This is a genomic window from Sporocytophaga myxococcoides DSM 11118 (genome assembly GCF_000426725.1).
GTDB classification, from domain to species: Bacteria; Bacteroidota; Bacteroidia; order Cytophagales; family Cytophagaceae; genus Sporocytophaga; species Sporocytophaga myxococcoides.
This window is the reverse complement of record NZ_KE384560.1, coordinates 1,176,680-1,199,262: the sequence shown is the minus strand read 5'-3', so window position 1 is coordinate 1,199,262 and position 22,583 is coordinate 1,176,680. Positions and strand designations below refer to the sequence as shown.

At 35.3% G+C, this 22,583-nt stretch carries 26 protein-coding genes; 16 read left to right on the top strand and 10 right to left on the bottom strand.

The genetic code is table 11. The features are described 5' to 3' along the window. Positions 1 to 150 precede the first annotated feature (150 nt). From yihA to K350_RS0123445, 3 genes are all read left to right on the top strand, one after another. Entirely contained in the window at positions 151 to 762 is a 612-nt protein-coding gene (gene yihA / locus K350_RS0123455; protein WP_028981996.1) for a ribosome biogenesis GTP-binding protein YihA/YsxC, read from the top strand. Positions 763 to 827: 65 nt separating this feature from the next. Next, on the top strand, positions 828 to 1,181 hold the full coding sequence (locus K350_RS0123450) for an energy transducer TonB (protein ID WP_028981995.1): 354 nt from the start codon (positions 828 to 830) through the stop codon (positions 1,179 to 1,181). 24 nt (positions 1,182 to 1,205) lie between these two features. After that, on the top strand, positions 1,206 to 1,766 hold the full coding sequence (locus K350_RS0123445; RefSeq protein ID WP_028981994.1) for a DUF5606 family protein: 561 nt from the start codon (positions 1,206 to 1,208) through the stop codon (positions 1,764 to 1,766). A gap of 112 nt (positions 1,767 to 1,878) precedes the next feature. Here the strand turns inward: K350_RS0123445 and K350_RS31620 are convergent, their stop codons facing one another. Then, entirely contained in the window at positions 1,879 to 2,481 is a 603-nt protein-coding gene (locus K350_RS31620; RefSeq protein ID WP_028981993.1) for a porin family protein, read from the bottom strand. A gap of 77 nt (positions 2,482 to 2,558) precedes the next feature. Here K350_RS31620 and K350_RS0123435 point away from each other — a divergent pair, with 77 nt between their 5' ends. Next, positions 2,559 to 2,897 (top strand): hypothetical protein, encoded by a 339-nt coding sequence (locus K350_RS0123435; protein WP_028981992.1) that lies wholly within the window; start codon positions 2,559 to 2,561, stop codon positions 2,895 to 2,897. Here K350_RS0123435 and K350_RS30115 read toward each other — a convergent pair. Beyond that, complete coding sequence (locus K350_RS30115) at positions 2,865 to 3,707, bottom strand: fructosamine kinase family protein (RefSeq protein WP_037576713.1); 843 nt, start codon at positions 3,705 to 3,707, stop codon at positions 2,865 to 2,867. The two genes, K350_RS0123435 and K350_RS30115, sit on opposite strands and share 33 nt — an antisense overlap. A gap of 8 nt (positions 3,708 to 3,715) precedes the next feature. Then, positions 3,716 to 4,192 carry a low molecular weight protein-tyrosine-phosphatase gene (locus K350_RS0123425; protein WP_037576710.1) on the bottom strand — a complete coding sequence of 159 codons (477 nt, stop codon included), beginning with the start codon at positions 4,190 to 4,192 and terminating at the stop codon, positions 3,716 to 3,718. Between the two features lie 655 nt (positions 4,193 to 4,847). Between K350_RS0123425 and K350_RS0123415 the strand changes: the two genes are divergently transcribed. Both K350_RS0123415 and K350_RS0123410 read left to right on the top strand, forming a co-directional pair. Continuing rightward, positions 4,848 to 5,291, top strand: coding sequence for a Fur family transcriptional regulator (locus K350_RS0123415; RefSeq protein WP_028981990.1), 444 nt, complete (start codon positions 4,848 to 4,850; stop codon positions 5,289 to 5,291). A 27-nt stretch (positions 5,292 to 5,318) separates the two neighbouring features. After that, positions 5,319 to 5,948, top strand: coding sequence for a peroxiredoxin (locus K350_RS0123410; protein ID WP_028981989.1), 630 nt, complete (start codon positions 5,319 to 5,321; stop codon positions 5,946 to 5,948). Positions 5,949 to 6,051: 103 nt separating this feature from the next. Here K350_RS0123410 and K350_RS30110 read toward each other — a convergent pair whose 3' ends face one another. Then, the gene (locus tag K350_RS30110; protein WP_051313556.1) at positions 6,052 to 7,353 is read right to left on the bottom strand and encodes an MFS transporter; all 1,302 of its coding nucleotides are present in this window, start codon (positions 7,351 to 7,353) and stop codon (positions 6,052 to 6,054) included. Positions 7,354 to 7,463: 110 nt separating this feature from the next. On the opposite strand from K350_RS30110, the gene K350_RS0123400 reads away from it, so the two are divergent. Together K350_RS0123400 and rsgA are read left to right on the top strand one after the other, a co-directional pair. Further along, positions 7,464 to 8,708 (top strand): 3-deoxy-D-manno-octulosonic acid transferase, encoded by a 1,245-nt coding sequence (locus K350_RS0123400; protein ID WP_028981988.1) that lies wholly within the window; start codon positions 7,464 to 7,466, stop codon positions 8,706 to 8,708. A 64-nt stretch (positions 8,709 to 8,772) separates the two neighbouring features. Then, positions 8,773 to 9,681, top strand: a complete 909-nt coding sequence (gene rsgA / locus K350_RS0123395) for a ribosome small subunit-dependent GTPase A (RefSeq protein ID WP_245598690.1) — start codon at positions 8,773 to 8,775, stop codon at positions 9,679 to 9,681. A gap of 3 nt (positions 9,682 to 9,684) precedes the next feature. Here the strand turns inward: rsgA and K350_RS0123390 are convergent, their stop codons facing one another. Genes K350_RS0123390 through K350_RS0123365 form a run of 6 tightly spaced genes read right to left on the bottom strand, consistent with a single transcriptional unit; the run spans position 9,685 to position 14,814 of the window. After that, entirely contained in the window at positions 9,685 to 10,839 is a 1,155-nt protein-coding gene (locus K350_RS0123390; protein ID WP_028981986.1) for a hypothetical protein, read from the bottom strand. Further along, positions 10,808 to 11,242, bottom strand: a complete 435-nt coding sequence (locus tag K350_RS0123385; RefSeq protein WP_156027164.1) for a hypothetical protein — start codon at positions 11,240 to 11,242, stop codon at positions 10,808 to 10,810. The genes K350_RS0123390 and K350_RS0123385 overlap by 32 nt, the downstream gene beginning before the upstream one ends. Before the next feature lie 10 nt (positions 11,243 to 11,252). After that, positions 11,253 to 12,191 carry a glycosyltransferase family 2 protein gene (locus K350_RS0123380; RefSeq protein ID WP_028981984.1) on the bottom strand — a complete coding sequence of 313 codons (939 nt, stop codon included), beginning with the start codon at positions 12,189 to 12,191 and terminating at the stop codon, positions 11,253 to 11,255. Then, the gene (locus K350_RS0123375; RefSeq protein ID WP_028981983.1) at positions 12,188 to 13,432 is read right to left on the bottom strand and encodes an MATE family efflux transporter; all 1,245 of its coding nucleotides are present in this window, start codon (positions 13,430 to 13,432) and stop codon (positions 12,188 to 12,190) included. Before K350_RS0123375 ends, K350_RS0123380 begins: the two co-directional genes overlap by 4 nt. Before the next feature lie 55 nt (positions 13,433 to 13,487). After that, positions 13,488 to 14,423 carry a GNAT family N-acetyltransferase gene (locus K350_RS0123370; protein ID WP_211236770.1) on the bottom strand — a complete coding sequence of 312 codons (936 nt, stop codon included), beginning with the start codon at positions 14,421 to 14,423 and terminating at the stop codon, positions 13,488 to 13,490. Next, positions 14,401 to 14,814, bottom strand: a complete 414-nt coding sequence (locus K350_RS0123365; RefSeq protein ID WP_037576706.1) for a sugar 3,4-ketoisomerase — start codon at positions 14,812 to 14,814, stop codon at positions 14,401 to 14,403. Before K350_RS0123365 ends, K350_RS0123370 begins: the two co-directional genes overlap by 23 nt. A 413-nt stretch (positions 14,815 to 15,227) precedes the next feature. Here K350_RS0123365 and K350_RS0123360 point away from each other — a divergent pair, with 413 nt between their 5' ends. The 8 genes from K350_RS0123360 to K350_RS0123325 all read left to right on the top strand — a co-directional run bounded on the left by K350_RS0123360 (position 15,228) and on the right by K350_RS0123325 (position 22,291). Beyond that, on the top strand, positions 15,228 to 16,364 hold the full coding sequence (locus K350_RS0123360) for a tetratricopeptide repeat protein (protein WP_081671117.1): 1,137 nt from the start codon (positions 15,228 to 15,230) through the stop codon (positions 16,362 to 16,364). A 48-nt stretch (positions 16,365 to 16,412) separates the two neighbouring features. After that, the gene (locus tag K350_RS0123355; RefSeq protein ID WP_037576702.1) at positions 16,413 to 17,006 is read left to right on the top strand and encodes an IMPACT family protein; all 594 of its coding nucleotides are present in this window, start codon (positions 16,413 to 16,415) and stop codon (positions 17,004 to 17,006) included. A 90-nt stretch (positions 17,007 to 17,096) separates the two neighbouring features. After that, positions 17,097 to 17,963 (top strand): carbon-nitrogen hydrolase, encoded by an 867-nt coding sequence (locus K350_RS0123350; RefSeq protein ID WP_028981978.1) that lies wholly within the window; start codon positions 17,097 to 17,099, stop codon positions 17,961 to 17,963. Beyond that, positions 17,932 to 19,023: an agmatine deiminase family protein gene (locus tag K350_RS0123345; protein ID WP_081671116.1), complete on the top strand. Its 1,092-nt coding sequence runs from the start codon at positions 17,932 to 17,934 to the stop codon at positions 19,021 to 19,023. Before K350_RS0123350 ends, K350_RS0123345 begins: the two co-directional genes overlap by 32 nt. 54 nt (positions 19,024 to 19,077) lie before the next feature. Beyond that, complete coding sequence (locus K350_RS0123340) at positions 19,078 to 19,881, top strand: alpha/beta hydrolase (RefSeq protein WP_028981976.1); 804 nt, start codon at positions 19,078 to 19,080, stop codon at positions 19,879 to 19,881. Further along, the gene (locus tag K350_RS0123335; RefSeq protein WP_028981975.1) at positions 19,868 to 20,551 is read left to right on the top strand and encodes an alpha/beta fold hydrolase; all 684 of its coding nucleotides are present in this window, start codon (positions 19,868 to 19,870) and stop codon (positions 20,549 to 20,551) included. The genes K350_RS0123340 and K350_RS0123335 overlap by 14 nt, the downstream gene beginning before the upstream one ends. A gap of 93 nt (positions 20,552 to 20,644) precedes the next feature. Then, complete coding sequence (locus K350_RS30105) at positions 20,645 to 21,160, top strand: SET domain-containing protein (RefSeq protein WP_051313554.1); 516 nt, start codon at positions 20,645 to 20,647, stop codon at positions 21,158 to 21,160. A 54-nt stretch (positions 21,161 to 21,214) separates the two neighbouring features. Next, entirely contained in the window at positions 21,215 to 22,291 is a 1,077-nt protein-coding gene (locus K350_RS0123325; protein WP_028981974.1) for a site-2 protease family protein, read from the top strand. The last annotated feature ends 292 nt before the right edge of the window (positions 22,292 to 22,583 follow it).

The following is a 22,583-nucleotide window of genomic DNA, read 5'->3' as shown; positions in this document are numbered from 1 at the left end:
TCGGTTCAATACGGCTTAGCATTAAAATTGGTTTTGTATTTCCTAAAGAGTAATTCTTAGAATACGCTATGTTATATTAAGTCATTTCTCTTAATTTTGCTTTTCTTTTAGAAATTTCAACGGGCGAAATCCGCAACGAAAGGTATAGTTATGATAATAAAAAAGGCTGATTTTGTTCAGAGTAAAACCAGTTACAAAGATTGCCCACTGCCAGATAAATGTGAATTTGCATTTATCGGTAGGTCTAATGTTGGTAAATCATCTCTGATAAATATGCTTACCGGACAAAAAGGATTGGCAAAAACCAGTGCGAAACCAGGTAAGACACAATTGATCAACCATTTTATTATCAATGAAAAATGGTATCTGGTCGACTTGCCGGGCTATGGATGGGCCAAGGTAAGCAAAGAATCCAAAGCCAAGTGGGAAAAAATGGTTAAAGATTACCTTACTTTAAGAGAAAATTTATTTTGTGTATTTGTCTTGATTGACAATCGGCTCGAACCTCAAGCTATTGATATTGAATTCATTAATTGGTTAGGGGGAAATGGAATCCCCTTCTCACTTATATTTACAAAATACGATAAGCTTTCCAGAACACAGGCAAGCAGTAACTTAGTAAAGTTTGAGAATGAGATGTTAAAAACCTGGCAAGAATTACCACCAATCTTCGTTACTTCATCCGAAACAGGTTTTGGCAAAGAAGAAGTGCTCAATTATCTGGATAGCCTGGTAAAAAATTTCGAAGAACAGAAAAATTAAAATTTGGTTAGTAAATAATTCAAAGTATTTTTGCGAATGCTTTTAATATAATTTCGAGTAAAAATATGAAAAAACTCATTTTATCGTCCCTTCTTTTCCTTGGAATCAACTTTGTGATTTTTGCTCAAAGTGGAAAAGTAATACCAGCAGCAGAATTTTATCCAGGAGGACAAGATTCTATGTATGCCTTCATTGATAAACATAAGGTATACCCTATTCTTGCAAAGAAAAACAGAATTTCAGGAGAGTGTATTATCAATTTCATCCTTAATGAAGACGGGACTATTTATAGTCCTACAATAGTAAAAAATATCGGAGGAGGTTGCGGCCAGGAAGCACTAAGGGTAGCAAAGCTATTGAAATTCAAAGCTCCAGGATATAAAATTCAAACTAGTATTCCTATATATTTCAAACTATAGATTTTTAACCTTATTTAATTTAAAATGGATTTAAAAGATATTGCAGCAGTTTCGGGAAAAAGTGGTCTTTACAAAGTTTTAAAACCTACGAGGAATGGTGTAATCCTGGAAAGTATTGATGAGCAAAAAACTAAATTCATTGCCAATGCTAACACCAGAGTTTCTCTTTTAAAAGAAATTTCAATTTATACAGACGGCAAAGAAGCTTCTCTTCCTTTAGAGGACGTATTTTCAAGAATTTTTGAAAAATTCGGGCACACTATTGCTGTTTCTGGTAAATCTACTCCTCTAGAATTGCAAAAATTTGTAGAGTCAGTTGTTCCTGATTACGACAAAGAAAAAGTATACCAATCAGATATGAAAAAATTAGTTGTATGGTACACAACTATTTCAACTTATTTTCCTGAGAGATTTACTGCAGCATCTTCATCCGAGACTACTTCTGCGGAAACATCAGAAGCGAAAGAAGACACAGAATCAGTAAAAGCAGCTAAGCCTAAAGCTAAAGCCGCTAAAGAAAAAGCCGCTGACAAAGAAGAAAAAGAGGCAAAACCTAAAGCCAAGGCAGCAGCCAAAAAATCATAAATAAAAAAACCGGAATTACTTCCGGTTTTTTTTGTGCCTTTTCAAAGTAAATGAAGCTCCCCCCTAACCTTTTTACTTTTAGCTTTTAGCTTTCAGCCTTAAGCATTCAGCTTCATTCAACTTTATTCAAGGTCAGTCTGAGAGACAATGACAAAGTACTTGTATAAAATTTGCGGCTATACGAAGAGCCCTCTTTAGAATTGATAGGCATAACAGATCTTGAATAGCGTAAATTTAAATCGAGTCCACGTACAATTCTGAATTCTAAACCACCTAGGAAACATAGATTGACCTTATCAAAATCCTTTGTATTATCATCATATCCAGTACCTAAATCCATTTTGGACTCTAATAAAAAATTGGGGGAGATTCCGGCATCTATTCCAAATCTTTTCACAATTCTAAAATGAAAGACAACAGGAGTTTCGATATAATTTAATCTCCATCTGAAATACGCAGGGTTATTCTCACTGTTCTTTGCGCCTTTCTGAGAATAGAATACCTCTGGCTGCAGAAATATCTTTTTAGATAAAGGAAATGCTACTGCTGCTCCTAGTATCAGTCCTGGTTTATCAAAGCCTGAATAATCATCGCCATCCACCTGACCGGCGTTAATGCCTCCGATAAGTTTGCCACTGATTGATTGAGCATAAGTATTATAACTTAAAAAGAATAAGGCAGTTAAAGCCCAAAAAGGAATAATTGCTTTTTTCATAATACAATGTGGGGATAAATATTCAAAAGTAATTACTTATTTGCAAGCAGATTTGGTCCTTATACCTTTCCTTATATATGCCAGACAACAAAGAAGAAATTGAGCACCTTGCAGGAATTAGTCTGAGACAGGAGTTTGGCCTTTCAACTCCAAATGATTTAAATAGCTCGCTCGATGCTCTTATTGCGATACTGAGCAAAGCTATTGCTCAACTTTTACAAAGTCAGCCCGAGAAGCTATTTCAGATTCTTTACAGACTTGATGTAAATGAAAATATTGTGAAAGCAGCGTTTAAGGAAAAAGCCGGAGAAGAACTTTGTTTTACTCTTGCTCAAAAAATGGTAGAAAGGCAGATTCAAAGAATTCAGATTAGACAAAAATATTCAGGCAAATCTTCTGAGGATAGTCATCACTGAATTGGAATACCCACCACCAAATAAATTTGCATGAACCAGTAATGGATAGAGATTATATAGATCTATTCGTTTATCAAAGTTTTCCTCCAATGGATATGATTCACGGTAAGATTCATAAAATGAGGAATCAAAACCACCAAACAAGGTCGTAAAGGCAATTTCAATTTCCCTGTTTCCAAAATATACTGCAGGATCTACGAGTACAGGCTCTTGTGACAAGTCTGCCATTACATTACCACTCCAGAGATCTCCATGCAGTAATGATGGCTTTTCATGAACTAAAAGCTCATTAATTTTCTTTGAAAGTTGTTCAATCAGCTCCACTCCCCTTCTTTCAAGCCTTCCACTTGTCAGAGCACGATGAGCTAATGGAAAAAGCCTTCGTTCTACAAAAAATTCAGGCCAATTGTTGTACCAACCATTGTGCTGTTCAAGACTACCTATATAGTTGTGATTATCTAATCCGAATGAAGAAGCAGTAACTTTATGAATGTCAGCAAGGCGACACCCCAAACTATTCCAAAATTCTTTAGATTCCCTTCCCCTTTCAATAAACTCCATTACCAATAAATTCCGGCCAATGAAAATTACTTCAGGGGTCCTTATTTTGCCTGCCTTTAATAATAATGTCAAGCCTTCCGCTTCCTTTTCAAAAAAATCATCTGGGACATTTCTGTTAACCTTTACAAAATATATCTTATCGGAAGTTTTTACTTTATAAGTATCATTAATACTTCCACCTCCGACAGGTACAATTGAATTTATATCTTCCAGAATACCTTCTTTTAAAAGATTAACAAGAACGTCCATTCCAGCTTTTAGATTTTTTGATTTTCTGAAATATAGTTGTAAAAATTATTGCAACATCTCCAGAGTATTTCATACACCTCTTCAAATCCTGACATTCCTCCATAGTATGGGTCAGGGACATCCATTGTGCATTTATCCGAATCAAAAGCTCTCATCATAAAGACCTTATCTTGCTTGGATTTGTCCTTGGTAAGACTTTTTATATTATTGAAATTAGAAGTATCCATAGCAAGGATATAATCAAAGTCATCAAAATCTTTTACTGTAATTTGTCTTGCACAATGATCTAAGATAATACCTCGTTCTTGAGCTGTAGCCCGCATTCGCTCATCGGGCAGAGCGCCAATATGATAGGCAGAAGTCCCGGCAGAATCACAATAAAATTGATGAGTTACACCCTTATTTTCAATAACTTTCTTAAAAACACCTTCTGCCATTGGGGATCTGCAAATGTTTCCCAAACAGACAAATAAAATTTTCTTCATTATCAGTAAATTATAAATATGGGTAAATAAATAATAACACTATTTATCGAATAAATTGAAATTTATTAATAATTTTAGACACTTTTCACTAAATTTAGTATGAGAAAATTAATAAAAACTCTTTTTTAAGTTACCTTTTATTATTTTCAGGTATTAAAATTAAAATTCTGTAAGGCCTAAATAGAGGTTATGTCAAATTTGAGATTTCTGTTAAAAATATTTTGTCTCTTTGTGCTTCTGGGTATTTCTATTCTTCACAAAAAAATGGACACCTCACAATTAGCAGATAAAAAAGTTGAAATGGAAAAGTTAGCCATGACTCAACACTTACTAAAAAAAGTAAAATTTTAACAATCATTTAAAATATTTAAAGAATTTCCCAAAAACCTCTCTCGCAGAGGTTTTTTTATGAATCTTTTTTTAGAGTAATTGGTTACATTTTGTAACGTTTCTGTATTAATATTCAGAATACACTTAATAATTTTATTCATAACCTGTTTAATTTCTTCTAGGAAAAGCCCTTTCACCAGGGCTTTTTTTAGTTTTATCCCCTTCCTGTTTATCTACGATTTGATTTTTCTTATAATCCGTCTATTTTTGTCTTTCTAAAAATTCTCAAATAGGAATTATTCTTATTTAAAAGAATGGAGGGAACATGGAAAAAAGTTTTTCTGAAATAAAAGAATTACTAATCAGCAAAGGATTAAAAGCCACACATCAAAGAATTGTGATTTATCATCTGCTGTTTAATTCTTTTGAGCATCCTACTGCAGAGCTTCTTTTTGAAAAACTAAAAATCAATAATCCCAGCATTTCTTTAGGCACAGTATACAAAACACTTGATACATTTGTCCAAACGGGACTTGCAGAGAAAGTCCTTTCCGAAACCGGCAGTTACAGATATGATGCTAATTTAAATTCACATCATCATATCTATTATACTGATACAAAAGAAATAGTTGACTTTTATGATTCAGAGTTGCAGGATATGATTATTGCTTTTTTTAACAAGAAAAGCCTCCCGAATTTAAAAATTAAAGATTTTAAGCTCCAGATTCATGGAGAAAAAATTGACATGACAGAAAATCAAATTAACTAATATTAACCTAAAACTTTAGAAATAATCATGGCATTAGTAGGAAGAAAAGCTCCTGTATTCAATGCTCCGGCAGTAATTAACGGAGAAGAAATTGTTGAAAGTTTCAGTCTTCAGCAGTATTTAGGAAAAAGAGATGTTATCTTTTTCTTTTATCCAAAAGACTTCACATTTGTATGCCCTACTGAAATCCTTGCGTTTCAGGAAAAGCTTGCAGAATTTGACAAAAGAAATGTAGCTGTTGTCGGATGCTCTACAGATACTGAAAACTCACACCTGGCTTGGCTTACAACTCCTAAAGCACAAGGTGGTATTCAGGGCGTAACTTACCCTATCGTTGCAGACGTAGCTAAGACAATTTCATTAAACTATGGTGTACTTGCTGGTGAATATGAGTACAACGAAGAAGGAATGATGGAATTTAAAGGTATTCCAATCGCTTACAGAGCTACTTTCCTAATTGATAAAAATGGTATAGTAAGACACGAACTTGTAAACGACCTTCCTCTAGGAAGAAGCATTGATGAGGCTATCAGAATTGTTGATGCACTTCGTCACAATGAAAAGTATGGTGAGGTTTGTCCAGCTAACTGGGAAGAAGGTAAAGATGCGATGAAAGCTTCGAGAGAAGGTGTTGCTGATTATTTGGCAAAACACTAATTTAAGCTAAAAGCGAAAAGCTGAAAGTAAAAAAGCCCTGCAAATTCATATTTGCAGGGCTTTTTCTATAAAATATAAAGCTACCTCATTGCCAAATAACTTTTCAACTGTTAACACTCTTTACGCTTTCAGCTTTAAGCTTTCCGCTTCCTTCCTCTTCAAGATAATCAAGGTCCTTTCCGAAAGTCTCATCAAGGTTATACAAAGCTATCAACGATATCACTACTATTACTGCCGTTACTATATAGCTCGTATTAATCAATCCTAATTCCTTTTCCAGCAGATAGTCAAACAGAATAGAAATAGGTACAAGAGAACCTCTGACAAAATTCGGAACTGTCGTAGTAACAGTAGCACGAATATTTGTACCAAATTGCTCAGAAGCCACAGTTACAAAGATTGCCCAGAAGCCCACTGAAAATCCTAAGCTGAAGATAAACAAGTAAAATGTAGCCACTGGCACATTAAATTGCCTTAGGTAAAAGATAATAATCAGTGTTGATAGCAAGTAAAAAAAGTAAAATACTTTTTTTCTGCTTTTCAAAGCCTGACTCATCATCCCACTGCACAGATCGCCAAAAACCAACCCTCCGTAGCAAAGCATTACTGCATAGCCCTGCTCTATCTTCCCTTGCACTCCAAGTTCTTTTGCAATCAATCCTGCACGACCTACTAGAATTCCTATAATAAACCATACTGGCAATCCGATTAAGATGCAGTTTAAATATTTAAGAGCTCTTTCTTTATTTTGAAATAGCATCATAAACTCACCTTGCTTCACTTTCTTTTCTGTCAGGCCCTGAAACATGCCCGATTCAAAAACTCCGATACGAAGCAAGAGAAGGGATATACCTAGTCCACCACCGATAAAATATGATAACTCCCATCCTATTTTGCCTACCAATGCTGCAACTACTGCGCCTGTAACACCAACGGATGCTATAATCATTGTGCCATACCCTCGGGTTTCTTTTGGCATTGTTTCGGAAACAAGTGTGATACCAGCTCCAAGCTCTCCCGCCAGTCCCAGACCGGCTAAAAATCGTAGAATTGCATAAGTATCCATTGGAGATAAACCTGTGAATACGCTTATTTGAGCCACCATTCCGTTCGCAAGGTTTGCAAGGGAATACAGCAATATAGATCCAAAAAGTACTGAAAGACGGCCTTTCTTATCCCCGAGAACTCCCCAGAATATTCCACCTATCAGCATGCCAATCATCTGAACATTCAGCAGAAATTGGAAATTTTTTACCGGTTCCCCCGGAATTTTCAGGTCTTCCAGGCTTTTTAATCCTACTATAAGGAATAAAACAAGGTCATAAACATCTACAAAATAGCCTAAAGCGGCAACAATGACAGCAAGATTGAGGGCATCTTTATAGCTGACTTTTTCTTTATTCATAATAAACCTTTATGGTAATTAGATTCGTCTTTTTTCGTTAATTTTAACCTCCTAAAATAAATAAAAAATTTCACTTAGAAGATGACTTGTAGTCATTTTAGATATCCTTGATGATTATATTCTATAACGCCGGAATTTATCTCTACTATCTGCTCATTATCAGTATTTCACCATTTAATTCCAAAGCTAAATTATGGCTTAGAGGAAGGAAAAAGTGGAAAGAAATCCTTGCAAGTAAATTTGACACTAATAAAGCTCCGGTTGCCTGGTTTCATTGCGCTTCATTAGGTGAATTTGAGCAGGCGAGGCCAGTGCTTGAAAATTTCCGGGAAAATTTTCCGGGATACAAAATTCTCCTCACCTTCTTTTCTCCAAGTGGTTATGAGATCCGGAAAAATTATTCAAAAGCTGATTTTATTGTATACCTGCCGCTCGATACTCATGCAAATGCAAAGTTCTTTATTGAAATTACGAGACCTAAAATTGCTTTTTTTGTTAAATATGAGTTCTGGCATCATTATATCTATAACCTGAATGAGTCCGAAATCCCAGTGATCTCATTTTCTACAATTTTCAGGAAGGACCAGCTATTCTTTAAACCATATGGTAAGTTTTATCTGGCAATACTTAAAAGGCTTTCCAAAATTTTTGTCCAGAATAAAGAATCTTTGGATCTACTTACAGAACATCATATTAATACTGGTGAGATTGCCGGTGACACTCGTTTTGACAGAGTTCTTGAAATCAGAAAATCACTTCACCCCCTTCCTATTGTTGAATCGTTTAAGGGTACCTCAAAAGTTTTTATTGCTGGAAGCACATGGCCAAAAGATATTGAAATATTAATGCCATTAATCAATAAAGGAATTAATGGATTAAAATTCATAATAGCACCACATGAAATTCACGATCATGAGATCAATAATTTTATGCAAAGCTGTAAACTTAAAAGTGTAAGATATACTAAGGCTGACAAGGAACAGGTAAGTGATTATGAAGTGTTGATAATTGATTGTATAGGTATTTTGTCCGGTGTTTATGCCTATGGTGATTTTGGATATATTGGTGGTGCATTCGGAAAAGGTTTACATAATACACTAGAAGCTGCAACCTTCGGATTACCACTATTCTTTGGTCCTAACTATAGAAAGTTTCAGGAAGCAAAGGACCTGATAAACATTGGAGGAGCTTTTTCAATAACATCTGCTATAGAATTTGAAAATGCTTTTTTCAAAGTAATGAATAACCAAAACCTTCATCAGGAAATCATCAATAAAAATAAAAACTTTATAGAAGCCAATAAAGGCGCTACTGACAGAATCATTGGTTATTCAGGTTTATTACTGAACAAATAAACAGAACTACAAGACTTCTCTTATTTAAAGATAAAATCCAGGGCTGAACATGCAAGGAATGATAATGAGATCCACAGGATCATGGTATGAAATAATAACGGATCAAAAAGAGATCTTTAAAGGCAGGCTTCCCGGAAAATTCAAATTGAAAAATTTTAAAGTAACCAATCCCATTGCTGTAGGGGATTATGTAGATTTTTCCATTGAGAATACAGCTGAACGTACTGTCCTCATTGAAAAAATTCATCCAAGAGAAAATTACATGATCAGAAAGTCAGTCCACAAGACGGGACATGGCCACATGATTGCTGCCAACATAGATCAGAGTATCCTTGTTGTTACGCTCGTACTTCCCAGAACATCTTTGGGTTTTATTGACAGGTTTCTTGTTTCCTGCGAGGCGTTCAGGATACCAGCAGTTTTGGTCTTTAATAAAATTGACTTATACGACGAAGCGCTCTTTGCTTATCAGCAGGATCTTATAAACACATATGAAAGCCTGGGATACACATGTATTCTGACTTCAGTGCAGACAGGGCAAGGTATCGAAGACTTTAAAAATATTCTGAAAAATAAAAAGAGCCTCATAAGCGGACATTCAGGGGTTGGTAAATCTTCTCTTGTAAATTTGATTGCTCCTGATCTCGAACTTAAAACCGGAGATATTTCCGATTTCAGCTTGAAAGGTAAGCACACTACTACTTTTGCTGAAATGTTCGAACTGGAACCTGATACCTACATTATCGACACTCCAGGTATTAAAGAACTTGGGATCTTTGACATGGAGGAAGAAGAAATCAGTCATTATTTCCCAGAAATGAGAGACCTTCTGGGGCATTGCAGATTTCATAACTGCAAGCACTTCAATGAACCAGGATGCACCATCATCCAACAGGTAGAAAAGGGTGAAATTGCTTTATCCAGGTATGAAAGCTATTTAAGCATGCTTACTAATGAAGATAGCCGAAGATAAACATTATTGTGAATATGAGTTTCTGTTAAAAAATAATTTACTTTTTAACAACAAATAGAAATTAGCAAATAGAGAAATCCCGGGAAAAAACAAAAAGCCATAATACCACTTTCTGCTATCCCTACATTGTTCTCGGAATGCATAGAAACCTATAAACTCATCAGATATTCCATTCTCATAAATCCTTTTGTATTGAAACTCCTTCCCTTCTCCACTTTTTTGAATTTCAAAATTCAAATATTTAATAGCTGTTGATTTCTTTTTTAATATCAGATGATATGGAAAAAAAAGTATGGTAATTATTATTGGCGTCACATAGAATTCTGTTCTCATAAACACTATGTTGTGAATATGAAAGATGATAGTTCCCAAGCCAATCCAATAAAATAAAGGTAAACGGACCGAAGCAACAAAACTAATTATCTGAAGATACAACGTTAACAAAAAAAGTATCTGCCAAATAATAGGATAGTCATAAGCATGAAGCAAAGACCCTAATTGATTATCCCAGAATCTATATCCTGAAACAGCATTAACTAAGGCCGCCTGAGGATGCAGCCAGTGAATTACATGTGGGCTAAAAACAAGCTTTTGGATCAATCCACCAAGCTTCCAAATGCCAGAAATTGTATACGTCACCATTAATCCAAAATAGAAAAGTCGGATAGTACATATTTGACTTCCTTGATTTTGGGAATCTGTTGATTTAGCTGGAATAAATAATCCAAAGAAATGAGTAAGTATAAAAAAATGTCCTACATGTGATGCAAAGCCGTAGCTCCACTTCAGACAAGTGAACCACATTATGCAAAATAGTAATAAAGCTTTATTCAATATAGAGCTTGAATTTTTAATAGAAAAACTATTAGAAATTAAAGCAACAATAATAATACTAAAGAAATAAGCCGACGATGGAAATTCAGATATGAATGACTTGGAGAAATAATTCATCCTTATGAATAATTCCTTTGGTCTATCCTGAAGCTGAAAATAATTATAGACCTGGTAGAATAACCAGAAAAATGTAAAAATTCTCAGAAACCTATCTGCATAAAAGAAATTGAAGGCAAGTTCCTTTTCTTCCCTGTCATTATAGTGAGGCGAATGTCTCTCTATTCGAAAAAAATCAATTAATCTCGACAACAGCTTTTCTTTCATAATTTTCAAAGTCATTCATTATTACCAGAGGATTGTATATCTCCTCCACCACTCTGTAACTCTTAAACTCTGGAGCAATGTATCTGCATAGAATTCTTAGCTTTTCATTCCTTGCTTTTTCATCTGACAGCTGCATAAGATAACTTACCAAATAATTGATATCGTCACTTGAAAAAGTTTTCCTCTGTTCGTTTTTTATTCTGATATATTCGCCTGTATTGGTTTTTCCGTAAAGCCGGTATTCATGAACCTGTAAATCCCATCCTGTTGGTTGACTGAATAATTTCCAATGAAAAAAAGGATATGGCTCTCCCAAGTCCATCCTCACTGTTAACAGGGAACTTAGAGAAGCGATCAAACTTAAAATCACTAATACTTTTGTAGCCAATAGTCTCTTCTTCATTTCCATAGATTTACCATAACTTTTTATAAAGTCTGTAAAATAAAAACGTAGGTACTTTTATCTCTGCTAACTTGCTCATGATAAAAGAAATTAAACCAGTCTCCTCCATTTCTTTCAAAATCTTATAATAAATCTTTACAGCATCATAAGCCTGCACCAGTAAAGCATGACGCATTTCAAATAATATCCTTTTTTTCAGTACTTTTTTTTCTGCGTCATTTCTTACCAGCCAGTTTGCCTTTTCACAAACCCTTGCTGTAGATTCCTGAATCCTGTTATTTCCTTTTTGTTCTCCTTTTGTCGACAACGAATTTTTTACCAAACGTTTCTTAGTTAGGATATCAGGAGAATAAAAATATTTGAACTTAAAAGAAGATCTAACCCAAAAATCAAAATCTTCATAAGCAAGAGATTCATCATACCCTCCAAGATAAACCAGCACTTCCCTCCTGATCATCATAGTCGGAGGACAAATAAAGCTTTTTCTCAATATTGCTTCAAACACCAATCCATTGTCCACCTTTAACAGTTTGTCACTCCATTTGCTTAAAAAACTCCCCTCTTCATCAATAATGGCAGCATCAGAATGAACCACCCCAAAACTTTCCCCAAGGTGCTGAAATAAATTGACCTGTTTTTGAACCCTGCCCGGGCTCAATATATCATCAAGGGCAAAATCTATGATATAACTTCCTTTACTCTCAGCAAATGCCTTGTTAAATGATTTACAGTTTCCCAGATTTATTTCATTTCTGAAGTACTTCACATCAGCCCTTTCTGCAACCATTCTCTCTATTACTTCGGACGATTTATCTTCGCTTGCATCATCAACTATGATCACCTCAATATTGCCATAATTCTGATTAAATAAAGATTCAAGTGCCTCTTCAATAAATCTTTCATGATTATATGAAAGACAGATCACTGAAACCAATGGCAAAGTATTCATGAGAAAAGAAGCTTTCTTTGTATATAAACCAGAACGAGCAAATAGATCAAAAAGCGTACTGCATGCGCCATTGAAAATCCTTCGAGTCCGAATATCGGTATCAGCCAATAGATGGAAAGCAGATAAACCGCTGCAGATAAAGCTTGTATACCAATAAACATCCAGGTTCTCGCCTGAGCGGAAAGCAAGAATGCCAATACAAAAGAATACACTTTAAACAAATCACCGATTACTTGAAAATCAAACAAATAAGCCCCGGCCACAAAACTTTCATCAAAGAAATAATATAGAATTTCTGATTTAAAAAAATAAATGAAAGCCAGACTGATGACAGCAAAAGGAGTTACTATAATCAGCACATGCCAGACGAATTTTTTTAGGGCGAGTTGTTTTTGCATTAATTCCGAAGCTTTAGGATAAAAAGCAACAGATAAGATGCTTGTACATGCGATAGCATAATAATCTGAAAACTTAACAACAGCCTGCCACAAGCCTGTATCATATATACTGAATTCATTAAAAGCAATGATCCTCACCACAAACTCTACAACCCTTGCAAACAGTACCATACTAGCTGCCATAAGTATAAAACCACTCAGATCTTTTATAGCATCCAGGGTAAAATTGAATCTGAACTTATAGGTTAAATTTTTTAAGGCAATATATATGCTTAGAAAAAATAATAATGCCGGACCCGCACCCAAGAGCAATAATACGATGCTGAAGTTCTTAAAAAATGAAATAGCATAAAGCAAAACTACAAGAATCAAAGTTGAAAGAGTTGTCAGCAATACATAGGTTTTTACCTTCTGAGCAGACAGCAGTATCGAAAAAGAAAAATAACTGACAAGGTTGATTAGTATAACTCCAAGAAATAAAACCATCCAAAAATGAGGCTTGATATTTCCTGTTATAAAGAGGCTCTGCAGATAATCATATTTAATAACCAATCCAATAGCAGCTATTATAAATACGACAAAATTAAGCAAGACAGCTGTACCAAGATACTTGGTATACTCATTTTCTGACAGACTTTTATCCGATAGATATTTCACAAGACCCTTATTGATTCCATCAGAGGGAATCATAAGGATTATATTCATGAGGTTTTGGAAATGAGAAATGAGTGCAAAATCCGAAGGCAAAAAAAAGCGGGCAATAATTTTATTAACGATTACACTTCCAATCGTTTTCGCCCCTACGGAAACACCGGTCCACAAAGATGACTTAATAAATTTCATTCCTGGATTTGAAATTACATCTTTTTATAGAAACCGTCTCTCTGCTTGCACAAAATTAACACAAAAGATTTTTTTCAAAGGAAAGTTTTAATGAAACCTTACCTCCCATATTTTGCTTAAATTTTATAAGGCCAAAGTTTGGAACACTCTTGCTTGTTGCAATTCCTAAATCAAATATTGATATACCAGCTTGTCTGCAGTAGTTATAAATATGTCCAATCAAGATAGTAGAAGGACTGTATTTTTTATAACTATAAGAATCTGTGGCCAGGTAGTAATATAAAACCCTTTCCGAAACCCTTACACCAAAAGCCGAGCCGATCAGTGTTTCTCCATCCTTCAATAAAAAGACTTTAAAGTTTTCCCTGAATGAATTATAAAGTTTTTTTAAAACATCAGAAGTGATAGAAACGGGATAGCCTTTTATCTCGCGGTTTTCTTTTATCAAACTGAAAATAGCTTCTATATCAGGAGACTCCTCTATCGAAAATTGAAAGGTGTCTTTAAATTTAGCATATCTTCTGCGAGCGGCAGGATCTAAATCCTTATCAAAATCATTTGAAGAAATCTGAAGATGAAAGTTCATATCATATTCAGAAATGGAATAGCCATTTTTAAGAAGACAATGGGTCAGTAATTCACTATGCCTGGTATTATAGCAATAGGGATAAGAAACTATAAACACCTTTTGTAAATTCTCGGAGACAAGCCAGTTTTCAAGCTCTTTTAAAAAATAATTGATATCCTGAATATTAGTATTATCATCAAATTCAAGGCTACCGAAGGGAGATCTTAATGGACTATATGCTTCTGAATTCCTGATTAATAAGGTCATCCTTAATCTGGCTACAGAAGTTTTTTCGTCAAAAAGAATGAAAGAATAAAAGGGATTTCCTGCAGATTGAAAATGAATTTGTTCAACAGTGTTAAAAAGAAATCCCTTAAAGGAATTTTGGACAGAAAAAGTACTATCGTCTTTGAACTGCAACAAAGGACTTAAACAATTTATAATCTCTTAGATAATCTGTTTCATCAAATTCTGAAGATGCAAGACTTAAAATAATTGCCTTTTCTGAGAGCCTTATTTGTTTCCAGTGAAGAGGCGGCACATACAATCCGGTATTCGGATCATTCAGTTTAAAAGTGGTAATTTTCCCCTCAGGATTTTCCAGAATCACTTCGGCTTCACCGTTTACAATCACCAATACCTGCTTTCCCGTTTTGGAAGCATGATTTCCCCTTTCAGAATTTTCAGGTGTTCCATAAACCCAATATACCCTTTTTACTGGAAATGGTAACTCTCCTTTAGGTTCTGCTACAGAGATATATCCAATTTCCGGATTGCCTATCTTTTGAAAATCAATTAATCTGGGAATATCCATTAAATCCACTTATCCAACTAATTCTTAAATAAAAACAATTTTTCCGCAAATAACCGCTATTAATAGGGAAATATGAAAAATTGATTAATCTTTTTTACACAGCAAATTTAGAAATGTAAACTTTCCATATATACCTTTTTGAGAGAGGTAGTAAACTTTCATTCCTGATATAATTAATCATCCCCCTTCTTTTTCTTTAAGAACCAGCTGTTTAGGTTTTAAATATTTATTACAGTTAACATTTTTTAATATACAGGGATTAAAGAGGATATTTTTACACTAAGGGGTATTATTTTTCCGTAATAAAAAATTGGGCCCTGAAGTCATTTCTGCAATTCAAGAAAGGTCAATAGAAAAAAAAAGCATATATTCCGTGCGGTTTGCAAGGAAAGGTTCAGAATAAGTTTTGACGAATGAGAGTTATTTTAGTCCATATTACCGGCATAATTTTAATGGTGACTTTAAGTCTTAAAGCAGCAGGCCAATCGATGCTTAAGGATGAAAAGATTAAGACAACCATTTTAAAGGCACTGGATTTAACCTATAATTTTGAATTTGATGAAGCCGACGAAGTTATATCAGAGGTAAAAGCTGCCTATCCTACACATCCTGCATACAATTTCCTGAAAGCAATGAACCTTTATTGGAAAATGTATTACTTCAATACTTTTAAGGAAAATTCAGGGGAGTATCTTAAATACCTTGATGCGGCTTTACAACAAGCACAGGCCCGCATTACTAAAAATAATAAAGATCCGGAAGGGGTATTTTTTTCTCTGGCTATTTACAGTTCACTAGCTCATTATCATTCGCAAATGAAAGAAACAATGAAGGCAGTGAACAATGCCAAAAAAACATATGAGTATGTAAAAACCGGATTTAGCCTGAAAGACGTTTTCAATGAGTTTTACTTTACGACAGGCTTATATGATTTTTATGTGGAACAATTCCCTGAAACTCACCCTGTCTTTAGACCTTTTATGGTATTTTTCTCCGCAGGAGGTAAAGAGAAAGGAATAAAAGAACTTGAGATAGCTGCAGCAAATTCTTTGTTTTCAAAAGTTGAGGCCAACCATTATTTGGCAAATATATTTTTGCGCTACCAGAATACTCCCGAAAAAGCTGTTAAGTATACAACTCTGCTGTTCAATAAGTATCCCAATAACCTATACTTTTTATCAAAACATATTGAATCACAAATTGGAACAGGTGAATATTCTGAAACAGAAAAACTTTCTTTAACCCTGAGAAGCAGTGGAAAAAAATATTTTGAAATGGCATCTTATGTCTTTCTGGGGATCATTAATGAAAAAGGAAAAAAAAGGCCTGAACATGCTAAAGCTTTCTACCTGAGAGCCGTAAACATGGCACCTGAAATAAACACTCCCAATAAAGACTATGTGAGCTTTGCCTTTGCAGGACTTGCCAGAATAGCTGAAAGCCGCGGAGAAAGTGATAAAGCAAAGGCCTATTATCAAAGGGCTCTGGAACTGGCCGAATATACTTCAATAATTGAAGAAGCTGAAAAATACCTCAAAAAAGGAAAGTAAAGAGATATTTCCGAAATTCCATTTAAATTTTCTGTATCCTTTATTTTAATGCAACATATCTATTACTCAATAAAAGCTCCATCAGAAGGACTATACAAGGAGAAGGGTAGTAAATTCCTATCATTTGCATTTCCTGTATCTTCTGAAACTGAGATAAAGGATATTCTTGAGAGATTTAAAAAAGCGTATTATGATGCACGACATATCTGCTATGCTTACAGGATAGGTTTTTCAGAACAAAAATTCAGAGCTAATGATGCCGGAGAACCTGCTCATACGGCTGGAGATCCGATATTTAATCAAATAAAGTCTTTCGAATTAACTAATACCATCGTAATAGTCGTTCGCTATTTCGGAGGCACCAAGCTCGGCAAAAGCGGACTTATTCAGGCATATAAAACGGCTGCCGAGGAAGCTTTAAAAAATGCTGAGAAGATTGAAAAAACAGAACAAGTCGTGGTGAGAATGACCTTTGAATATGAAAAAATGAATGAGGTTATGAAGGTGCTGAAAAGCTTTTCTACAGACTTTTTAAGTCAGGATTTTCAGGCAATCTGCAGTATATCTGTTCAGATTGCAAAAGATGATAGTGAAATTTTAATAAAGCAGCTTACACCATTTTTAAAATCTATTGAGCTGTAGGCTAATAGTAGAAATTGAACCTAATTTTCCACACCCTGGTTAACCTTCCGTAAAATTCTTGTAATTTCGCCTTCAAAATCATTTTCAGCCTTGAGTAAGAAAGTAAAAATCGGACTTGTACAGCTTTCCTGCGAAAAAGATCCGCAGGCAAACTTCAGCAAAACCATTGAAAAAATTAAAGAAGCTGCAGCTAAAGGTGCTCAGATCATCTGCCTCCAGGAGCTGTTTCGCTCTCTTTATTTCTGCGATGTGGAAGATCATGAAAACTTTAAACTTGCAGAATCAATCCCAGGACCATCCACAGATGCTCTTTCACAAATAGCAAAAGAGCTCAGGGTCGTAATTATAGCATCTTTATTTGAAAAGAGAGCACAGGGTTTGTATCATAACACTACAGCCGTTCTTGATGCCGATGGCACATATCTTGGTAAATACCGCAAGATGCATATTCCAGATGATCCGGGATACTATGAGAAATTTTACTTTACCCCTGGAGATACCGGATACAGAATCTTTGAAACGAAATTTGCAAAGATCGGAGTACTTATCTGCTGGGATCAGTGGTATCCTGAAGCAGCTAGAATTACTTCATTAATGGGCGCTGAAATTTTATTTTACCCAACTGCAATAGGCTGGGCAGACACTCAGACAAAAGAAGTAAATGAAGAACAATATAATGCATGGCAGACTATCCAGAGAGGTCATGCTGTTGCAAACGGACTTCATGTAGTGGCAGTAAACAGAACAGGTGTTGAAGGACCAATGCAGTTCTGGGGAGGCTCTTTTGTATCTAATCCGTTTGGAAGAGTTCTATATCAGGCTCCCCACAAGGAAGAAGAAATACATGTACAGGAAGTTGATCTGGAAGGATCGGAATACTATCGTACACACTGGCCTTTCTTAAGAGATAGAAGAATAGATTCTTATGAGCAGATTACAAGAAGATTCATTGACTAATTTATATCAGGAAATAACTCAAAAATATCCCAAAGATTTGGGATATTTTTTTCCGGCTGAATGGGCAAAACACTCGGCCACATGGCTTAGCTGGCCTCATAAAGAAGCATCATGGCCAGGTAAAATAGAATCTATTTATCCGGTTTATTGCACCTTTATTAAAGAGGTCGCCAAGGGAGAAGTTGTAAACATCAATGTAAATGATGAAGCGATGAAGAAAAAGGCGGAGGCTTGTCTTCAGGCAGTGGGCGCTGATTTTTCCAATATTCGCTTTTTCATACAACCTACAAATGATGCATGGTGCAGAGACCATGGCCCTGCTTTTCTGATAAATCCTAAGGCCGATATTAAAAAGGTTATTGTTGACTGGGGCTATAATGCCTGGGGAGGTAAATATCCTCCATTTGACAAGGATGATGTAATTCCGACTTTGATTGGAAAACATTATAATTTACCAGTTTTTAATCCGGGCATTGTAATGGAAGGAGGTTCAGTAGAGTTCAACGGACAAGGAACAGTGCTTACCACTACCGCTTGTTTACTTAACGAAAACAGAAATCCTCATCTTTCGCAGGCTGAAATTGAAAATTTCCTTGTAAGATATTACGGCATAGAACAAATTCTATGGCTTAATGATGGTATCGTTGGGGATGATACTGATGGGCACATTGATGATATAACCCGATTCGTCAATTCGGATACTGTTGTAACTGTTGTGGAGGAAAATAAGAAGGATGACAATTATGAGTTATTGCAGGAGAATCTGAAAGATCTCAAAAAAATGAGATTGATGAACGGTAAGCAATTAAATATTCTTGAACTCCCAATGCCGGCTCCAGTGATCTTCGAAGATCAGCGACTTCCTGCATCATATGCTAATTTTTACATTGCTAATGATGTTGTGGCAGTGCCAGTTTTCAATGACAAAAATGATCAGAAAGCGCTTGATATATTGACACAGGCATTCCCCGACAGAAGAGTGATAGGATTGGACAGCACAGATATCATCTGGGGACTTGGAAGCTTCCATTGTCTGAGCCAACAGGAACCATCGGTATAACTATTTGAACCAGTAAGTATAATTTACGTTTCATATAAACGGAGGAATAGGAATATGAAACTTTTAATTCTCTTACTGATATTTCTGGCAGTTCTTTATCTGGCAGCAACAATAGCCGTCTGGTTTTTTCAGGAAAAATTCATCTTCTTACCTGAAAAATTATCCAGAACTTTTGAGTTTAAGTTTAAGCATCCATATAAAGAACTGTTCATTACCACTAAAGACGCAGTACTCAACGCACTATACTTTCAACACCCCTCAAGCAAAGGCGTCATATTTTACCTTCATGGAAATGCGGGATCTATGAGAACATGGGCTGAAGTGTCTGAAATATTTCTGCCAAGAGGATACAGCTTCTTCATATTTGACTATAGGGGTTATGGAAAAAGCACAGGAAAACTTTCTAAAAAAGATCTTTACAGAGACTCTTCTCTCATGTATGAATATGCTTCAAGATTAGAGCCAGGAAAAAAAATAATAATCTATGGAAGATCATTAGGATCCGGCTTTGCCGCAAAGCTTGCTATTCAGAAAAGACCAGAGAAACTTATACTGGAAACCCCTTATTACAGTATGCAGGAAATGGCAAGATTACAAATGCCCTTTTTTCCTGTTAAGCTAATACTAAGGTACAAACTTCCAACTTACAAATGGCTGACCAAAATTCAATGTCCGATATTAGCCATCCACGGTACCGAAGATGAACTTATTCCTTATGAACAAGCGTTTAGACTCAAGCAATACCTAAAAAAAACAGACTGTTTTGTAACAATTGAAAAGGGTAAGCATGGTAATATTTCGAAGTTTAGTTTGTACCATACCAGCCTTGATCAGTTCCTAACAAATGAAGCAACCTAAAATCTATTTCATTCCCGGAATGGGTGCCAATAAAGATCTCTTTTCCAATCAAAGAGATGCTGGATTTGAAATGGAAGTTCTTGAATGGATAACTCCTCACGCTCAGGAATCCATTGAGGATTATTCGGAAAGACTAGCCAAAAGTATTGATACCAATGAGGAGTTTATTCTTGCAGGCGTATCTTTCGGAGGAATTATAGCTGTGGAAATTGCTAAAAAATTAAACCCTCTAAAAACAATTCTCATCAGCTCAGTACCTACATACCAGGAGTATCCATTAATCTTAAAGTTCTTTTCCAGCATCCCTTTATACAAAATGACTCCTGAATCTGCTTATAGCAATACCCTTGTTCAAAAGTTTATCTTACACAGTATGGGACTGCAGACAGATCAAGGAAAGAAGATTTTTCTGGATATGTTAAAGAATTCCAATATACAGTTTATTCAATGGGCCATCCATTCTCTGATAAAGTGGAGAAATAAGACAATACCTTCAGCTCTGATGCGGATTCACGGAGAAAATGACAGAGTATTTCCTATAAGCAAAATCAAAGACGCTTGCTGTATACCGGGAGGTCATTCCATAATTCTGGAAGACGCAGAAAATGTAAACAACATTTTACGCACTTTAATTGAAAATACTCCGGGAAAAGATTACACAAAGACTTAACTTTCAAAAAAATCAATAGATTTTTAAAGCAGCCTTTTAAAATAATGCAATATTTTTATCAAATTTACTGTAACAAATTGTATTCCGCATTGAATGAAAAATCATACCATTAAAGTAACTGCCACTTGCACCTATCAAACCGATAAAGGTGAATGCGGCAAAAAAACTACACAAACACACCCTTACTGTAATCACCATACCAAAATCACTACCGGCTTTTACGTTGCCAAGTCAGGCATAGAAGGTGCCGGATATGGCCTTTATACTGACAGAGATCTGAAAAAAGGTACTACCTTGATGGAGTATACAGGTGAGCACATTTCCACTAAAGTGTTTCAAGACAGATACGGAGATGACGGGTTTGGCTCATATGCAATGACATTGAACAAATCTACTGTAATAGATGCCAGAGAGACTTCTGCAGGAATAGCCCGTTACATCTGCGACTTTTTTAATTCTGGAAAAACAGCCAATGTAAAATTCGAATCTACAGGAAGACGTGTAGAGATTACTGCTATCAAAGATATCAAAGCCGGTGAAGAATTGCTTGTAAACTACGGCAAAGATATGAGAAGAGCGCTGGGCTTTTATAAAAAGAAAAAATCCTGATTTAACAAATCAATAAATATGAAGGTTAACTCTTTAGATTAACCTTCATATATTATGCGATGGTCTTTGTACATTGGTAAATTCGCCGGCACAAAAGTTTTAATTCACTGGACATTTCTCCTGTTGCTTCTATGGATCGGATTCTCCGCTTATAGACAAGGAGCAACTACTCCTGAAATATTGCTGACTGTGAGTTTTATCTTAACAGTGTTTATTTGTGTTTTACTGCATGAATTTGGCCATGCCCTGACAGCAAAGAAATTCGGCATAGCTACCAAAAAGATCACTCTCCTCCCTATCGGTGGCCTGGCTAGTATTGAACGTATACCTGAAGATCCTAAAAAAGAATTATGGATTACCCTTGCAGGACCAATGGTGAATGTAATCATAGCTCTTGTGCTTTATCTTATCCTAGGAGATAAAGTAATTCCGACAGAAGATCGTACTAATATTATTTCAGCAAATACTTTTTTTCAAAGCTTGTTTTGGATAAATGTTACATTAGTAATATTTAATATCATCCCTGCCTTTCCTATGGATGGAGGTCGGATACTAAGAGCTCTGCTTGCCATAAAAATCGGTAGGTTCCGAGCAACTAAAATTGCTTCACGCTTAGGACAGTTTGTAGCTGTCGGATTCTTTTTCCTTGGTTTATTCTACAGCCCTTTACTAATGTTTATTGCTGCATTCATATTTTTTGGAGCATATGCAGAAAATATGTCTGTACAACAGATGGAATTTCTTAGAGGGCATGTTGTGAAAGAAGCTATGATGAAACATTTTATCACCATTAATCCACAAACAACCATAAAAGAAGCTGCAGACAAACTGCTGGAAGGATGGGACCATAATTTCATCATCACTGAGAATTCAGAAATTCAAGGCATTATAAAAAGAGAATCATTATTCAGCAGCCTTAGATCCTACAATCCACTAGCTCCTGTTAAAGACATTATGAAAACCACTTTCAGAACTTTTGATGAGCATGATCAAATCTCTAAAATCTATCACTTTGTACAAGAAGATCCTAAAGGATATTTTCCAGTGTTAAATAATGGTGTACTTACAGGTGTTATAAATCTGGACAACTTAAACGAATTCGTTATGATTCAGTCTGCCCTAAAATATTAATTTCATCGGGCATAAAATTTTATTTGTCGATTTCTAAAAGCAAAAATCAATTCGGTGTAAAAATATTACATTAAAATAGGAATATCCTAACATTTTATTATCCTATAATCTAACCCAAAAGAAAAACGCTCCGTAAAATTCATCATGATTGAAATATATTAGTTCCTTTTTATCGATAAAAACCATATATTTGAACATAACTTTAATGCTTTTCATTAGTTATTCCGGCTCCAAATACCGCCTTATAAAGATTCACCGGAGGAAACTAGTGTTCACTACATGTGTGGACTTG

What these genes read in the sequence shown, in the direction of transcription:
- yihA (WP_028981996.1), top strand. Translation starts at nt 151, where the DNA reads ATGATAATAAAAAAGGCTGATTTTGTTCAGAGTAAAACCAGTTACAAA.
- K350_RS0123450 (WP_028981995.1), top strand. Translation starts at nt 828, where the DNA reads ATGAAAAAACTCATTTTATCGTCCCTTCTTTTCCTTGGAATCAACTTT.
- K350_RS0123445 (WP_028981994.1), top strand. Translation starts at nt 1,206, where the DNA reads ATGGATTTAAAAGATATTGCAGCAGTTTCGGGAAAAAGTGGTCTTTAC.
- K350_RS31620 (WP_028981993.1), bottom strand. Translation starts at nt 2,481, where the DNA reads ATGAAAAAAGCAATTATTCCTTTTTGGGCTTTAACTGCCTTATTCTTT.
- K350_RS0123435 (WP_028981992.1), top strand. Translation starts at nt 2,559, where the DNA reads ATGCCAGACAACAAAGAAGAAATTGAGCACCTTGCAGGAATTAGTCTG.
- K350_RS30115 (WP_037576713.1), bottom strand. Translation starts at nt 3,707, where the DNA reads ATGGACGTTCTTGTTAATCTTTTAAAAGAAGGTATTCTGGAAGATATA.
- K350_RS0123425 (WP_037576710.1), bottom strand. Translation starts at nt 4,192, where the DNA reads ATGAAGAAAATTTTATTTGTCTGTTTGGGAAACATTTGCAGATCCCCA.
- K350_RS0123415 (WP_028981990.1), top strand. Translation starts at nt 4,848, where the DNA reads ATGGAAAAAAGTTTTTCTGAAATAAAAGAATTACTAATCAGCAAAGGA.
- K350_RS0123410 (WP_028981989.1), top strand. Translation starts at nt 5,319, where the DNA reads ATGGCATTAGTAGGAAGAAAAGCTCCTGTATTCAATGCTCCGGCAGTA.
- K350_RS30110 (WP_051313556.1), bottom strand. Translation starts at nt 7,353, where the DNA reads ATGAATAAAGAAAAAGTCAGCTATAAAGATGCCCTCAATCTTGCTGTC.
- K350_RS0123400 (WP_028981988.1), top strand. Translation starts at nt 7,464, where the DNA reads ATGATTATATTCTATAACGCCGGAATTTATCTCTACTATCTGCTCATT.
- rsgA (WP_245598690.1), top strand. Translation starts at nt 8,773, where the DNA reads ATGAGATCCACAGGATCATGGTATGAAATAATAACGGATCAAAAAGAG.
- K350_RS0123390 (WP_028981986.1), bottom strand. Translation starts at nt 10,839, where the DNA reads ATGAAAGAAAAGCTGTTGTCGAGATTAATTGATTTTTTTCGAATAGAG.
- K350_RS0123385 (WP_156027164.1), bottom strand. Translation starts at nt 11,242, where the DNA reads ATGAAGAAGAGACTATTGGCTACAAAAGTATTAGTGATTTTAAGTTTG.
- K350_RS0123380 (WP_028981984.1), bottom strand. Translation starts at nt 12,191, where the DNA reads ATGAATACTTTGCCATTGGTTTCAGTGATCTGTCTTTCATATAATCAT.
- K350_RS0123375 (WP_028981983.1), bottom strand. Translation starts at nt 13,432, where the DNA reads ATGAAATTTATTAAGTCATCTTTGTGGACCGGTGTTTCCGTAGGGGCG.
- K350_RS0123365 (WP_037576706.1), bottom strand. Translation starts at nt 14,814, where the DNA reads ATGGATATTCCCAGATTAATTGATTTTCAAAAGATAGGCAATCCGGAA.
- K350_RS0123360 (WP_081671117.1), top strand. Translation starts at nt 15,228, where the DNA reads ATGAGAGTTATTTTAGTCCATATTACCGGCATAATTTTAATGGTGACT.
- K350_RS0123355 (WP_037576702.1), top strand. Translation starts at nt 16,413, where the DNA reads ATGCAACATATCTATTACTCAATAAAAGCTCCATCAGAAGGACTATAC.
- K350_RS0123345 (WP_081671116.1), top strand. Translation starts at nt 17,932, where the DNA reads ATGAGCAGATTACAAGAAGATTCATTGACTAATTTATATCAGGAAATA.
- K350_RS0123340 (WP_028981976.1), top strand. Translation starts at nt 19,078, where the DNA reads ATGAAACTTTTAATTCTCTTACTGATATTTCTGGCAGTTCTTTATCTG.
- K350_RS0123335 (WP_028981975.1), top strand. Translation starts at nt 19,868, where the DNA reads ATGAAGCAACCTAAAATCTATTTCATTCCCGGAATGGGTGCCAATAAA.
- K350_RS30105 (WP_051313554.1), top strand. Translation starts at nt 20,645, where the DNA reads ATGAAAAATCATACCATTAAAGTAACTGCCACTTGCACCTATCAAACC.
- K350_RS0123325 (WP_028981974.1), top strand. Translation starts at nt 21,215, where the DNA reads ATGCGATGGTCTTTGTACATTGGTAAATTCGCCGGCACAAAAGTTTTA.